Origin of the sequence: Arthrobacter sp. PvP023, assembly GCF_017832975.1 — a bacterium.
Classification (GTDB): Bacteria; Actinomycetota; Actinomycetes; order Actinomycetales; family Micrococcaceae; genus Arthrobacter.
Map to the genome: position 1 here is coordinate 3,814,624 of NZ_JAFIBI010000001.1, position 14,215 is coordinate 3,828,838.

Here is a 14,215-nt window from a genome sequence, read left to right on the forward strand (position 1 = left end):
GTTCAGCGGGTCCGGCTACTTGGCCAGGCCGGACAGAACTTCAGTGAACTTCGCGGACGGACGCATCACCGAGGCGACCTTGGCAACGTCCGGGTGGTAGTAGCCCCCGATGTCCACCGGGGAGCCCTGCACTGCGAGCAGCTCGGCAATGATCGTGTCCTCGTTGGAGGTCAGCGCCTCGGAGACAGCGGCGAAATCGGCGGCCAGCTCGGCGTCGTCGGTCTGCTTGGCCAGCTCCTGCGCCCAGAACTTGGCGAGGTAGAAGTGGCTGCCGCGGTTGTCCAGTTCCCCTACGCTGCGGCGCGGGGACTTGTTCTCAAGCAGGAACGTGCCGGTGGCGCGGTCCAGGGTGTCGGCGAGTACCTGGGCACGCTTGTTGCCCGTGGTGGTCGCCAGGTGCTCGAAGCTGACGGCGAGGGCCAGGAACTCACCAAGGCTGTCCCAGCGAAGGTGGTTTTCCTTCAGCAACTGCTGGACGTGCTTCGGGGCGGATCCGCCGGCGCCGGTCTCGAAGAGGCCGCCTCCATTGATCAGCGGCACCACGGAGAGCATCTTGGCGCTGGTACCCAGTTCAAGGATCGGGAAAAGGTCCGTCAGGTAGTCACGGAGCACGTTTCCGGTCACGGAGATGGTGTCCTCGCCCTTGCGGATGCGCTCGAGCGTGAAGGCCGTGGCCTTTTCCGGGGACATGATTTCGATCTGGAGGCCCTCGGTGTCGTATTCCTTGAGGTATTCCTTGACCTTGGCGATCAGGTTGGCGTCGTGTGCGCGCGTCTCATCCAGCCAGAACACGGCGGGCGTTTCGGAGGCGCGGGCGCGGGTGACGGCCAGCTTGACCCAGTCGCGGATCGGCACGTCCTTGGCCTGGCAGGCGCGCCAGATGTCGCCCGGTGCCACCTGGTGTTCGATCAGCACGTTGCCCTTGCTGTCCACGAGCTGGACGGTTCCGGCGGACTGGATCTCAAAGGTCTTGTCGTGGCTGCCGTATTCCTCGGCGGCCTGGGCCATGAGGCCAACGTTCGGCACGGTGCCCATGGTGGTGGGGTCGAAGGCGCCGTGGGCGCGGCAGTCGTCGATGACAACCTGGTAGATGCCTGCATAGCTGCTGTCCGGGAGAACGGCCAGTGTGTCCGCTTCCTTGCCGTCCGGGCCCCACATGTGGCCGGAGGAGCGGATCATGGCGGGCATGGAGGCGTCCACGATGACGTCGGAGGGAACGTGCAGGTTGGTAATGCCCTTGTCCGAGTCCACCATGGCCAGCGCGGGTCCCTCTGCGAGGCCCTTCTTGATGGCTGCCTGGACGCCCTCACGGACGTCTTCCGGGAGTTCTTCGAGTCCGCCCAGGATGGAGGCCAGGCCGTTGTTGGGGCTGAGGCCGGCGGCGGCGAGCTGCTCGCCGTACGTGTCGAACAGTTCGGTGAAGTAGGCCTTCACCACGTGGCCGAAAATGATGGGATCCGAGACCTTCATCATGGTGGCCTTCAGGTGTGCGGAGAACAGCACGCCCTCTTCCTTGGCGCGGGCAACCTGTGCAGCCAGGAACTCATCCAGGGCGGCGGCGCGCATCACGGTGCCGTCCACAACTTCGCCTGCCAGGACGGGGAATCCGCGCTTCAGGACCTTGACGGTGCCGTCTTCCTTGACCAGCTGGATCTTGACGGTGTCATCGGACTCGATGACCACGGACTTCTCGTTGGCGCGGAAGTCATCGGCGCCCATGGTGGCCACGTTGGTCTTGGACTCCGGCGTCCAGGCACCCATGGAGTGCGGGTTCTGGCGGGCGTAGTTCTTCACGGAGAGGGGCGCACGGCGGTCCGAGTTGCCTTCGCGCAGGACCGGGTTCACGGCCGAACCCTTGATCTTGTCGTAGCGTGAGCGGATGTCCGTCTCGGTGTCGGAGGACGGGTTGTCGGGGTAGTCCGGGAGGTCGTAGCCCTGGGACTGGAGCTCGGCGATGGCCGCCTTCAGCTGCGGAATGGAAGCGCTGATGTTGGGCAGCTTGATGATGTTGGCTTCCGGCTTCTTTGCCAGGTCGCCCAGTTCGGCCAGGGCATCGCTGATCCGCTGCTCTTCGGTGAGGTAGTCACCGAACACCGAAATGATGCGGCCAGAGAGCGAGATGTCCCGGGTCTCCACTTCCACACCGGCAGTCGACGCGTAGGCCTCGACGATCGGCAAGAACGAATAGGTGGCCAGCATGGGCGCTTCGTCTGTGTGGGTATAGATAATCTTGGCCATTGCTTGGGCGTCTCCTGAAGGTATACATACATCTGGAACTCTGGCGTTATTTCAACATACTTAACTTACCCGAGCAGGCCGCGTCGGCGCCCATCGGGGCCTCCAGAGACGCGTAGCATGACCCTGCCGGTCGCTGACAGGGCCGCGATGACACGGGACTCCGCGTAACACCAGGCACAATACAAAACTCGGGTTTCTATTTACAACAATTGTCACAGTGGGTAGGTTGATCACCACCAGCGGCGGCCACCATCTGAGGGCGCCGCATTCACTTCTGTTGAGGACACACCCATGACGAAATCGAAGACTCTGGCCACCAGCCTCCTGAGCCTGTCCGCAGCCGCACTGCTGGCCGTCTGTGCCGCCGGCGGGGCAAATGCAGCGCCCGCGTCACCACAGGACGCCTCACCGCAGGAAGCCGCACAGGTTGCCAGCCAGTCGGTGGACGGCTCGAAGTCGGCGGATTACTGGACGGCAGACCGCATGCGTGCAGCGGTTCCGGGCGACGTACTGGCCGCCAAGGCGCTGCAGCGCGGCAACACCTCGTCAGCCGCGGCGGTGGAAAAGGGTTCGAGTACCAAAATCACGGGCAAAGCAGGCAAGGGAAAGACCGTCCTGCACGTCGATGAGAATCCGGTGTCCCATATCGGCAAAGTCTTCTTCACCATGGGCGGCAGCAACTACGTCTGCTCGGGTAACTCAGTAGTGTCCAACAACAAGAGCACCGTGTCCACAGCGGGCCACTGCGTCAATGAGGGTCCCGGCGCGTTTGCCACCAACTTCGTTTTCGTCCCGGCCTATCTGGACGGCGCCGCCCCGTACGGCAAATGGGCGGCCAAGGCCCTGTACGCCCCCACCCAGTGGAGCTCGGCCGGAGACATGCAGTACGACACAGGCTTCGCCGTCGTCTCGCAGCTCAACGGCCAGAACCTGGCCGATGTGGTGGGCTCATCCGGGGTCCAGTTCAACGCAGCACGCGGCCTGACCTACAAGTCCTATGGCTACCCGGCCGCGGCCCCGTTCGACGGACAGTCACTGGTCAGCTGCACCGGCCCGGCCAGCGATGACCCCTACAACCCCCAGTTCAACACGCAGGGCATCCCGTGCGACATGACGGGCGGCTCCTCCGGCGGTCCCTGGTTCATCGGCACCAGCTCCAGCGGCTACCAGAACTCCATCAACAGCTACGGCTACAGCGGCGCCCCCTCCAAGGTCATGTACGGACCCTACTGGGGTTCCGTCATCCAGCAGGCGTACTCGAGTGCATCGTCCGCGAACTGACAGCACCGGGCCCTCGGATGAGGACGCCGTGAGCCACAGCGACATCAGCCAGGCGCCGGAGGACATCATCGCCTACTGGACGCCGGAGCGGATGGCCGAAGCGAAACCCCGCGAGGTCCGGCTCCCCGAGCCGGAGGCTGAGCCAGAGGCGGAACCGGAAGACAACTAACTGAATAAACGACGACGGCGACCGTCCCCTCTTCGGGGCGGTCGCCGTCGTACGTGGCGCTTAACTCTTAGTGGAAGAAGTGGCGCGCACCCGTGAAGTACATGGTGATGCCGGCCGCGTTCGCCGCGGCGATCACTTCGTCATCCCGGACGGAACCGCCGGGCTGGACCACGGCGCGGACGCCGGCGTCGATCAGGATCTGCAGTCCGTCGGCGAACGGGAAGAACGCGTCCGAGGCTGCCACGGCACCGCGGGCACGCTGCGGGGCTCCGCTGGCTTCCGTCGTCGACGGACCGGCTGCACCGCCGGCGCCTTCGACGTCGGACTCTACCTGCACACCCAGGGTGTTGGCGCGTTCCACGGCCAGCTTGCAGGAGTCGAGCCGGTTGACCTGGCCCATGCCGATGCCGACGGCAGCACCGTTGTCTGCGAGCAGGATGGCGTTGGACTTGGCGGCGCGGCAGGCGGTCCAGGCGAACGCGAGGTCGGCCAGCGTGGCTGCATCCGCGGCCTCGCCGGCGGCGAGGGTCCAGTTGGCGGGGTTGTCGCCTTCGGCGTCGACCTTGTCAGCAGCCTGCACCAGCATGCCGCCGGAGACCTGGCGGAACTCGGTCGGGTAGCGGCCGTAACCCTCCGGCAGGGCCAGGAGGCGGATGTTCTTCTTCTTGGACAGGATCTCCACGGCCTCGTCCTCGAAGCCAGGCGCGATGACGACCTCGGTGAAGATGCCGGCAACGGTGCGCGCCATTCCGGCGGTGACCGTGCGGTTGGCTGCGATGACGCCGCCGAATGCGGAGACGGGATCGCAGGCGTGGGCCTTGGCGTGTGCGTCGGCGATGGCGTCCGCGGCGTCGGCGGAACCGACTGCCACGCCGCAGGGGTTGGCGTGCTTGATGATCGCCACGGCGGGCTCGGCGAAGTCGAATGCTGCGCGAAGGGCGGCATCGGCGTCCACGAAGTTGTTGTAGCTCATGGCCTTGCCGTGGATCTGGTCAGCCTGGGCAATGCCGGCGGGAGCGGCCTTGTCGACGTAGAGGGCGGCCTGCTGGTGCGGGTTTTCGCCGTAGCGGAGGACCTCGGAGCGTTCCAGGGCCAGGCCGGCGTAGGCGGGCCAGTCGATCACGCCGTCGCCGTCCTCGTCCAGGAACTGGCTGGCCGTCCAGGTGGCCACGGCGGTGTCGTAGCTGGCTGTGTGGGCGAAGGCCTTCGCGGCCAGGCGCTGGCGGGTCTTCAGGTCGAAGCCGCCTTCTGCGGCGGCACGCACAACGTTGCCATAGAAATTGGGATCGGTAACGATCGCGACGGCGGCGTGGTTCTTCGCGGCGGAGCGCACCATGGCGGGACCTCCGATGTCGATCTGCTCCACGACGTCGTCCTGCGCGGCACCGGACTTGACGGTCTCCACGAACGGGTAGAGGTTCACGACGACGAGGTCGAACGCCTCGATCTCCATGCCGGCCAGCGTTTCCATGTGGGCGGGGACGCGGCGGTCCGCCAGGATGCCGCCGTGGACGCGCGGGTGGAGGGTTTTGACGCGGCCGTCCAGCATCTCCGGCGAGCCGGTAACTTCCTCGACCTCCTGGACGGGGATGCCCGCAGCCGCGATCTTCTTCGCGGTGGAGCCGGTGGAGACGATCTTGACGCCTGCTTCGTGCAGGCCCTTCGCGAGCTCCTCCAGACCGGTCTTGTCGTAGACCGAGATCAGGGCTCGGCGGATGGGAACACGGTCTAGCTGCGTAAAGCTCACAAAGGTCTCCGTCTTTTGACACGGTGGGTGCCGCGGTTGGTGGGGATGTGGCCAGTTTATCGCGTCCCGCGCGATGCCCTCCCTGCAGGCCCGAGTGTGAAGTCCGCGCGCGCACCCGCGAGCGCAACGTAGAGTTTTCCCAGGAGGCCGAGATGAATACTTACACCACTGTGCCCAGCGGCGAACAAGTGGTCCAGGAACTGCCCTGGCGGTGGAAAGTCCAAGGGCGGATCTTCGTGATCGGCGGCCTGGGTTTTATGTTCGATGCCTGGGATGTGACGCTGAACGGGATCCTCATCCCCTTGCTGTCCACCCACTGGGCGCTGGCGCCCGGCGATGCCGCGTGGATCGGCACGGCCAACCTGGTGGGCATGGCCCTGGGTGCGTTCGCGTGGGGCACGATTGCGGACACCATCGGGCGCAAGAAGGCTTTCACGGCCACCCTGCTGATCTTCTCGCTCTTCACGGTGCTGGGCGCATTCTCCCCCGACTTCATCTGGTTCTGCGTGTTCCGCTTTATGGCAGGTTTCGGCCTTGGCGGGTGCATCCCCGTGGACTATGCCCTGGTGGGTGAGTTCACGCCGCGGAAACAGCGCGGCAAAGTGCTGACCGCGATGGACGGCTGGTGGCCCGTGGGCGCCGCGCTGTGCGGCTTTGTTTCCGCCTGGCTGGTCGCGGCCTTCGCGGATTGGCGGCTGACCATGCTGGTGATGGTGCTGCCTGCCCTGCTGGTGTTCTGGGTGCGGCGCAGCGTACCCGAATCGCCGCTGTTCCTGATCCGCAAGGGCCGCCGCGACGAGGCCGCCAAGGTCATCGACGACCTGGTCAAGGCCACGGGTGCCCAACCCCGCGCTTACAGCCTCCCGGATGCTCAGGACGCCCCGAAGCTCTCTGCCGGCAGCGCCTGGCTCCAGCTGGTCCGCGTCTGGCGGTTCAATTGGAAGATCACCGCGGCTGCATGGTCCCTGTTCTTCAGCATCCTGCTGGTCTACTACCTGTCCCTGACATGGATGCCGCGGATCCTGATCGGCGCCGGTTTCCAGGACTACAAGGCCTTCCTCACGACGGCGTCCATGGCCGCCGTCGGCCTTCTGGGCGTGGTGGTGGCAGCCGTGCTGGTGGAGCGCGTGGGCCGCAAGTGGATCCTGGCGATCACCGGGCCGCTGTCCGCGCTGACCCTGGTGATCGTGGCGTTCGTGGTGGACATCCCGTCCGCCGCCGTGTTCTGGCTGCTGGTGTTCGGCTTCATCGTGCAGGTGGCCATTCCGGTGCTGTACACGTACGTCTCCGAGCTGTACCCCACGGACCTGCGCGGCACCGGCTTCGGCTGGGCGTCCACGTTCTCGCGGCTCGGGGCGGGCTTCGGACCGCTCATTTTCGCCTCGGTCCTGTGGCCGCAGCTGGGCCTGGCAACGTCCTTCGCACTCGCTGGCGGGCTGGTCCTGCTGTCGGTGCTGTGGATGGCGTTCTTCTCCCCCGAGACGAAGCAGCGCACGCTGACGTAGGCCCTGCTCCCGTCCCCTCCCAACTGACTCGCATTTAACGTCGCGAAACACTCTTTTCACGACGTTAAGTGCCAGTCACTTGGGTACCCAGCCGCGGCTCACGAGTGCCGTGCGGACCTTTGCTACCGCCGGCCGGGCATCATTGACCATGTGCCGTTTGGAGATCCGGACCAGGGTCCACCCGGCACGGCTGAAATCCTCCTCGCGGGCTATGTCCCGGACGATCTGCGCCACCTCGGAATGGCCCTCGCCCTCGTACTCCACCGCCACTTTGTGCTCCGGATAGCGCAGGTCAGGCTGACGCACGACGCCGGGACTCAGCTCCGTGGGTACGTTCAGTTGCGGTTCGGGCAGGCCCGCGTTCTCCAGCGCCAGACGAAGGCGGGTCTCCGGTGCGGAGTCTGCGCCGACGCGCGCCTGTTCCAGTGCCAGCCGGGCCTTCCGGATCCCGGGCGTTCCCTTATGCCGGTCCAGCATGTCCGCGAGCTCTTCCAGCGTGGCGTGCGGCTCCGTCCTCCCGTCGAATTCGGGCCGCGGAATCCTCAGCAGGTGATCTGCCACCACCGTCAGTTCGTTGATGCTCATCTTCCGCGAACAATCCAGCCAGGTCCGTGCAGGCGTGGTAATCAACAGCCCTCCGAGGCTGACAACCTCGTCGGAAAAGAACTGCCCGACATGCCCCACCACGCCTCGTCGACGCGGGATGGCCATAGTGTCAGGACGCGATATGTGTATCCGCTCATCGTCCCGATTCGGGAGATACCCCGGAAGCCCCCACAATACGAAAGCCGTGGTGTGCGAGGCTGCCGAGAACGGGGTCACCACCGTGTACGGCCTGACCACCTTGAGCCGGTCAAGAGGCTCGGATGTGCTGGGGATGCGAACGCCGCGGCATGGGACGCGCAGTTCACGGAACCTAAGACGCCCGGGGCTCACACCGGCGTCGACAGCTTCGTAGACCGTAAAGGGTGCTTCGCCCAGCGGGGCGGGCAGTGGGTTCGGATCTCGCATTCCTCATGATTTCAAACCCCGGGCCCGCGCTCAGAAGTTATCCACAGAACTGCGCACGCTCACCCATCTGACTCGCAGTAAACGTCGTGAAAACCGCGTTTCGCGACGTTAAGTGCCAGTCAGTTGGGAAGTGCCAGTCAGTTGGGCCAGGCTCAGGCGGCGGCGAGTTGCGCCAGGGTGGAGACGAGGAGCCTGCGCTCCACCACCTTGATGCGTTCGTGCAGGGTGTCCTCGGTGTCGTCGTCGAGGATGGCAACGGCTTCCTGCGCGATGATGGGGCCGGTGTCCACGCCGGCGTCGGCCCAGTGCACCGTGCAGCCGGTGACTTTGACACCGTAGGCCATCGCATCGCGGACGCCGTGCGCCCCCGGGAAGGCCGGCAGCAGGGCAGGGTGGGTGTTGAGGTACTTGCCGCCAAACGCGTCAATGAACTCCGGGCCGACGATACGCATGAACCCCGAGGACACCACCACATCCGGCTCATACGCGGCCACAGCCTCGGTCAGCGCCGCATTCCACTCGGCACGGGCGGCGTAGGCCTTGAAATCCACCACGAAGGTCGGGATTCCGGCGGCCGCCGACCGTTCCACACCGTAGGTCCCCGGCCGGTCAGCGCCGACGGCGGCGATCTCCACGTCCAGCTCGCCCGCCTTGACGGCGTCAATGACAGCCTGGAGGTTGGAACCGGTACCGGACACGAGGACAACGATGCGCATGGCTCTAGCTTATGGGGCCGCTCGCGTAGGCTGGAAAACATGAATCCCCCGAAGGACCCCGCAGGTCCCCAGCAGGCCCGGCAACCCCTCAGCGAGGCTGCCAAGACATCGCTGCTGAAGACGCACAACCTGTTCCGTGCCTTCATCGTTGCCGTCCTGGGCGCCTTCTTCGTCTACCAGCTGGACGTCACCTACCTGTGGCTGACCTCCCTCCTCACGGCCGTGAGCATCGTGCTCGGCATCATGGTGCTGGTCCGGGCCATCAAGCTGAAGGAATCCAAGCTTGTGTTTTTCGGGACCATTTCAGGACTGGTGGTCTCCGCGGTGATGGTCCTGCTGATCATGGTCTCCGCAGTGTTCTTCAACCAGGTCCGGGACTTCCAGCAGTGCTCGCGCAGTGCGCTCACCCAGCAGGCCATGACCCAGTGCCAGACGCAGCTGCAGAACTCCCTCCCCGCCCAGCTCCGCTGAGCCGCACCACCCGCTGAGCCGCACCGCCCGCTGACCCTCCGGGAGTAACGCCCGACGGCGGCGCTCCCTAGGGCTTCGCTGTGTCCAGGTTCGCTTCACGCAGCTTCTGCTGGCGTTCCAGCCAGGGGCCCGCCGCATAGCCGATCACGACGCCGACGCCCACCTCGGCGGCCACCCACAGCGACGTGTTCAAGGGGTCCGGTCCGATGTCGGTGAGGCGGCCGATCCCTGCTGATCCGCGCGCCATCCAAGCAAGGCCGGCGGTCATCAGGCCCGCCGCCACGCCGGTGATGGCGCCGAGGACTATGGTTGACGCCGATGCCGTGAACCAGCGGGCACGGACCTTGATGGACAGCCATTCGTCGAAGTGGTTTTCGCCTTCGCGCAGGAACCACCAGCCGGCCAGGGCGCCCGCCAGGACGGGCACCACCAGAGCCACGAAGCCGTAATCGAGCGAACCGGAAGGCAAGGCGGCGAACACCGGAATGGACGGCAGCGGGCCGACCGCGGTTCCCAGCGGGCCGGCCTGCGAGCCGACGCCCAGGGCGAAGCCGGAGCCGGACGTCCAGGCGAGCGCAAAGACGGCGAGGTTGGGGAGGAAGCCGAGCTGCGCGATGGTGAGCACGGCACCGCCCATGGCGCCGGCGTCGAGCCCTTCATACACGGCGATGACCAGGTCCCAGTGGATAAAGAGGTCCACCGCCAGCAGCGCGGCGGACATGGTGAAGGCGGCCATCAGCGCGACGAAACCGGCCTTGATGGCGGAACCCAGGTAGGACCCTGCCCAGCGGGAATGCTGGCTGGTCCGTGCAATCCAGTCCACGGCGTCGACGCCGATGAGCCGGCTCCAGGACCCCGCTTCGCGCCGGGCACCCACCACCATGCCCAGGCCGAACGGGACCAGCGGCATCAGCCCGGCGAACCAGAGGAAGATGGCGACGTCGTCCGTCCGGCACACGAAGCCCGTGGCCATGCCGAACCCGGCGTACACCAGCCAGGAACCCAGGAGAGCCTGCCAGAGCTGGTCCGTGTAGGAGGCCCGGGCCAGGCGCCGGCCCGCCCGCCACGCGAGCAGGAACGGGATCAGCGTCAGGCCCAGGGGGATCAGCGACAGGGTGCCCGATTCCGGCTGCGCCGCGGACTCCCCGGCCACCGTCGTCAGGTGCAGCGGCACCCCGTGGATCAGCAGCCAAGCCTGGCCGCCAAGCCGGGCCAGGGCGTCGAAGTTGTTGTTCTGGAATCCGGCCGTGGCCCACACCGCGACTATCGGTGCCAGCACCACCAGCGCGGAAATGACCGCCGCCTGCGCTGATTCGAGCGCTCCCTGCAGCCACAAGGGCATGGGAATGCCACGGTCTCCGGTCTGATCAGCGCGCAGTTTCATCGTGCTCCATGGTGTCACGGGAGGCGCCCCGGACCCGTCTGCGACAGGCTCAAACCCCGGAGTTACCAGAGCTCGTAGTTCTCCCTGCTGATCATGAAGCCGTGCCCCGTCCGCAGATGCGCGCAGGTCATGGCAACCGGCGCCCGTTCGCACACCATGTTGCCCAGCCGCACGGTCTGGCCGTCCTGGATCCACGGCCCCGGGAACGCCGGCCCCGCCACTTCCTCCGCCTCCATGGGCGACGTTCCGTTGCCGCACAGCCCGTACTGGGCCCCGCCATCGAGCGTTACCACCGCGTATCCGCCAAAGTACTCACTGAGCCCCGTGCACTGGCCCTTGATGTCGCCCGGCCGGGGCGCAACGTCCGTGAGCAGGTGGCAGGCAGCCCCGTCCGCGTCGATGGAGCACTGCATGTCCTTGCTGGCCGACTGCACCACCACTGGCAGCGGTGCCGCCCACGGCTGCGCGTTCACCTTGGGCAGGAGCTGTTCGGCCCGGTTCAGGGGCCTGGGGTTCAGGGGACGGGGGTTCAGGGGACGGTCGCCGCCGGCTTCCGGGACGGCTGTCTCCCCGCTCATCCTCAGCGCCCCCACCGCGGGCGCCTTTTCGGCCGGCACGGCCACGCTGCAGCCGGCGGTTAGCAGAAGCACGACGGCGGCCACAAAGGTTCGGAGGGTCACGGTTACAGGGCGCATGGTGGTGTCAGTTCACCAGACAGTGGCGGTTCTGTCGCTGGGCAGAAGTCCCCATCTCCCAGCGCTTTTTTCGTTACTCGGCCGTAAAATTGGATTGTCCGCAATCAGTGGTTGGAGGCAGAAAAATGACTACCGCATCCCCACATGCACATGGTGTTCACTTTGGACGTACGGATGTCCAGAACGTCGGCATGGGTGTAGGTATTGTCCTGATGTTGGTGGGTGTCCTGGGGTTCATCCCGGGCATTACCCAGCAGTACGGCGAACTAAGGTTCCTTGGGCCTGATTCGCACGCCATGTTCCTTGGCCTGTTCCAGACGTCCATGCTGCTGAACATCGTGCAGCTGGTCATCGGTGCTACAGGCTGGGTAATGTCCCGTAATGGAATGGGCGCCCGGAACTTCCTTATGGGCTTTGGCTTGCTGTACATCGTCCTCAGCATCTTCGGGCTCATTGTCGGAGTAGGTTCGGCGGCCAATTTCCTGTCGCTGAACACTTTGGATAACTGGACCCACATGGTGCTGGGTGTGCTGATGATTGGCGCCGGCTGGATCCTCTCGAGGCATCTGGCCGAGGACCGCAGGTAACCCGGATCGCGTAGCCGGGACATAAGGAGCCGCTCATGAGGAAAGCTTCATAGCAATCTGAATGTTTTAACCACCGGTTGGTGCAGTTGCCCTGCGTAGATGCAGGCGGCTGCACCAGCTTTTTGCTTTAAGGGCCGACGCCGGGCGGGGGCCGGGGCGGCGCATCGCGTCTCCAGAACCGCCGAAATCTTCATTCCTGTGAAAATTTTTACTTTAATCAAGGCAAAACCATTGACTGGCTGAAAATCTTCACTATAGTTGTGTGAGTTAGCTCACCAACGAAGGATGCGGCAATGACCACCGAGACTCCCGCCCCGCCGGCCACCAGCGAACTTCTGGCGACTGTCGGAAACAAGGTGCGCACCATGCGCAAGGCTAAGGGCATGACCCTCGCCCGGCTCTCGGACATCACCGGCCTCAGCCAGGCGATCGTCAGCCAGATCGAACGCGGCCTGGCCAACCCTTCCTTCACCACGCTGGCACAGCTGGCTCACGGATTGGACGTCCCCGTAGGGAGGTTCTTCATTGGCCAGGATGAATCCAAATCCCCCGTCGTTCGAAAATCCGATCGGCGCAACCTGAAAAACGTCACCCGCGAGTCGGTAGGGGAAGCCGTTCACGAACTGCTGACCCCGAATCGTGACGGAAACATCGAAGCGCAGTGGATCAGCACGCCCCCGGGGCATGACACGAGCGGAACACCCTTCACCCACAGCGGTGAGGAGTTCTGCTACATCATCTCGGGCCGCAAGGACGTCTTCCTGGACGGCGTCTGCTACAGCCTTGAGGAGGGCGACTCGATCACCTACTCCTCAGAGATCCCGCACTGGTACAAGAACAGCTACGAAGAGGTATGCGTAGCCATCTGGGTCAACGCACCACACGCGTGGTAACCCTGCCGACCCCAACCGGCACCAGCGTTTTCCCCTAACTGTCCGGACACACTCCGTGGCCGCAGACACTCCTTGCATCGTTCGCATCAAACGCCTGTTCCAACAGGCGTCGATGCGTCATACCCTCCCACGCCCTCAGGGGCGTCAGCGTAAGGACATTTCCATGCTCGAAACACAAACGACGGACCCCCGAGGGACGGACAACGTTGTCCCGTCTCCACGCACCAGCCACTCATCCCCCACCCGCTCAAACGAAAAATTCACTCCCGAAGTCCGCAAGGGCCTGCTGGGCCTTGGCCTCGGCAACGCCCTGGAATGGTACGACTGGATGGTCTTCGGCCTCCTCTCGGCCTTCATCGGCCCCAACTTCTTCCCCAACACCGATCCGCTCTCCGCCACTCTGAACGCGCTGGCCGTGTTCGCCGTCGGCTTCGCCTTCCGTCCGCTGGGCGGAATCCTGCTCGGCACCCTGGCGGACAGGGTGGGCCGACGCCGCGTCATGCTGCTGTCCATCATGCTGATGGCAGGCACCACGCTCATCATCGCCATCACGCCCAGTTACCAGCAGATCGGCGCCTGGGCCGGCATCATCCTGCTGGTCTGCCGTGTCCTGCAGGGCATCTCCACCGGCATCGAAGCCCCGCTCTCCACCTCGCATGCCGTGGAACTGGCCCCCGAAGGCCGCGAAGGCTACGTGGCCGGCATCATGTCCTTCTACGTGAACATCGGCATCCTGCTGGCCTCGCTCATCAGCTTCCTCTGCAGCCTTACCCTGGGCGGGGCCGTGATGAGTGACTGGGGATGGCGTGTACCGTTCATCATCGGAGCCCTCTTCGGCTTCGTGGTCCTGTACCTGCGCCGTTCGCTGCCGGAAACACTCAAGGCCGAGGAAATGGCCACCAACACTCCCCGCGCCGTCTGGTCCGGAGTCCGCAAGCATTGGCTCTCCGTCCTGGCCATCATCTTCGTGGTGGGCGCAGCCCAGGCCTACAACTACGCCTGGAACGTGGGCCTGCCCAGCGCGGCCCGCAGCGGATTCAAGGAAGATCCCACCGCAGTCTTCGCCCTCACCACCATCCTGGGCGTCATCCTGGTGGCCGGCAGCTGGATCATCGGCAAGCTTGCCGACGGCAAGGCCATGTCCCGCTGGTTCCTGATCACCCGCATCCTGGCCATCCCCTCCGTGTTCCTCATGCTGATGTACGTCCAGCCCGGCATCGGCGGCTTCGCGGCCGTCCTTCTCGGCGGCTCCATCGTCCTGGTGCTGAACATGACCCTCTACAACGTGGTCAGCTCGTCCCTGATGCCCAAGAACATCCGCGGCACCGGCGTGGCCCTGGGCTACGGCATCGGCGTGGCACTCTTCGGCGGCACCGCCTCCTACCTGCTGGTCTGGCTGCAGTCCCTGAACCTCAGCTGGATCTTCCCGGTCTACGTGGCCGTCCTCTCCATCCTCAGTATCGTCTTCTACCTCGCCGCACGCCGCAGCAACGGCCTGTTCGTCGGAAAGTAAGGATC

Annotated in this window: 13 protein-coding genes; 7 read left to right on the plus strand and 6 right to left on the minus strand. The window is 65.1% G+C overall.

The window, feature by feature from the left end; all coding sequences use genetic code 11:
* Positions 1 to 15: 15 nt before the first annotated feature.
* Entirely contained in the window at positions 16 to 2,238 is a 2,223-nt protein-coding gene (locus JOE31_RS17335) for an NADP-dependent isocitrate dehydrogenase (RefSeq protein ID WP_209746710.1), read from the minus strand.
* Positions 2,239 to 2,529: 291 nt separating this feature from the next.
* Between JOE31_RS17335 and JOE31_RS17340 the strand changes: the two genes are divergently transcribed.
* Entirely contained in the window at positions 2,530 to 3,519 is a 990-nt protein-coding gene (locus JOE31_RS17340) for a serine protease (protein WP_209746711.1), read from the plus strand.
* A 28-nt stretch (positions 3,520 to 3,547) separates the two neighbouring features.
* Complete coding sequence (locus JOE31_RS17345; protein ID WP_245199238.1) at positions 3,548 to 3,688, plus strand: hypothetical protein; 141 nt, start codon at positions 3,548 to 3,550, stop codon at positions 3,686 to 3,688.
* 67 nt (positions 3,689 to 3,755) lie between these two features.
* Here the strand turns inward: JOE31_RS17345 and purH are convergent, their stop codons facing one another.
* Positions 3,756 to 5,435: a bifunctional phosphoribosylaminoimidazolecarboxamide formyltransferase/IMP cyclohydrolase gene (gene purH, locus JOE31_RS17350; protein WP_209746715.1), complete on the minus strand. Its 1,680-nt coding sequence runs from the start codon at positions 5,433 to 5,435 to the stop codon at positions 3,756 to 3,758.
* A 152-nt stretch (positions 5,436 to 5,587) separates the two neighbouring features.
* Here purH and JOE31_RS17355 point away from each other — a divergent pair, with 152 nt between their 5' ends.
* A complete protein-coding gene (locus tag JOE31_RS17355; RefSeq protein WP_209746717.1) occupies positions 5,588 to 6,940 on the plus strand; it encodes an MFS transporter in 1,353 nt (450 codons plus the stop codon).
* Positions 6,941 to 7,015: 75 nt separating this feature from the next.
* Here JOE31_RS17355 and JOE31_RS17360 read toward each other — a convergent pair whose 3' ends face one another.
* Together JOE31_RS17360 and purN are read right to left on the minus strand one after the other, a co-directional pair.
* Complete coding sequence (locus tag JOE31_RS17360; protein WP_209746719.1) at positions 7,016 to 7,951, minus strand: hypothetical protein; 936 nt, start codon at positions 7,949 to 7,951, stop codon at positions 7,016 to 7,018.
* A gap of 152 nt (positions 7,952 to 8,103) precedes the next feature.
* Positions 8,104 to 8,667 (minus strand): phosphoribosylglycinamide formyltransferase, encoded by a 564-nt coding sequence (gene purN, locus JOE31_RS17365; RefSeq protein WP_209746721.1) that lies wholly within the window; start codon positions 8,665 to 8,667, stop codon positions 8,104 to 8,106.
* Positions 8,668 to 8,706: 39 nt separating this feature from the next.
* Here purN and JOE31_RS17370 point away from each other — a divergent pair, with 39 nt between their 5' ends.
* Entirely contained in the window at positions 8,707 to 9,138 is a 432-nt protein-coding gene (locus JOE31_RS17370) for a hypothetical protein (RefSeq protein ID WP_209746723.1), read from the plus strand.
* A 67-nt stretch (positions 9,139 to 9,205) separates the two neighbouring features.
* Here the strand turns inward: JOE31_RS17370 and JOE31_RS17375 are convergent, their stop codons facing one another.
* Positions 9,206 to 10,522 carry a DUF6350 family protein gene (locus JOE31_RS17375; RefSeq protein ID WP_209746725.1) on the minus strand — a complete coding sequence of 439 codons (1,317 nt, stop codon included), beginning with the start codon at positions 10,520 to 10,522 and terminating at the stop codon, positions 9,206 to 9,208.
* 62 nt (positions 10,523 to 10,584) lie between these two features.
* A complete protein-coding gene (locus tag JOE31_RS17380; protein ID WP_209746727.1) occupies positions 10,585 to 11,202 on the minus strand; it encodes a hypothetical protein in 618 nt (205 codons plus the stop codon).
* A 140-nt stretch (positions 11,203 to 11,342) separates the two neighbouring features.
* Between JOE31_RS17380 and JOE31_RS17385 the strand changes: the two genes are divergently transcribed.
* From JOE31_RS17385 to JOE31_RS17395, 3 genes are all read left to right on the plus strand, one after another.
* Positions 11,343 to 11,804 carry a DUF4383 domain-containing protein gene (locus JOE31_RS17385; protein WP_209746729.1) on the plus strand — a complete coding sequence of 154 codons (462 nt, stop codon included), beginning with the start codon at positions 11,343 to 11,345 and terminating at the stop codon, positions 11,802 to 11,804.
* A 293-nt stretch (positions 11,805 to 12,097) separates the two neighbouring features.
* Positions 12,098 to 12,697: a helix-turn-helix domain-containing protein gene (locus JOE31_RS17390; protein ID WP_011690944.1), complete on the plus strand. Its 600-nt coding sequence runs from the start codon at positions 12,098 to 12,100 to the stop codon at positions 12,695 to 12,697.
* A gap of 163 nt (positions 12,698 to 12,860) precedes the next feature.
* Positions 12,861 to 14,210, plus strand: a complete 1,350-nt coding sequence (locus JOE31_RS17395; RefSeq protein ID WP_209746731.1) for an MFS transporter — start codon at positions 12,861 to 12,863, stop codon at positions 14,208 to 14,210.
* Positions 14,211 to 14,215 lie beyond the last annotated feature (5 nt).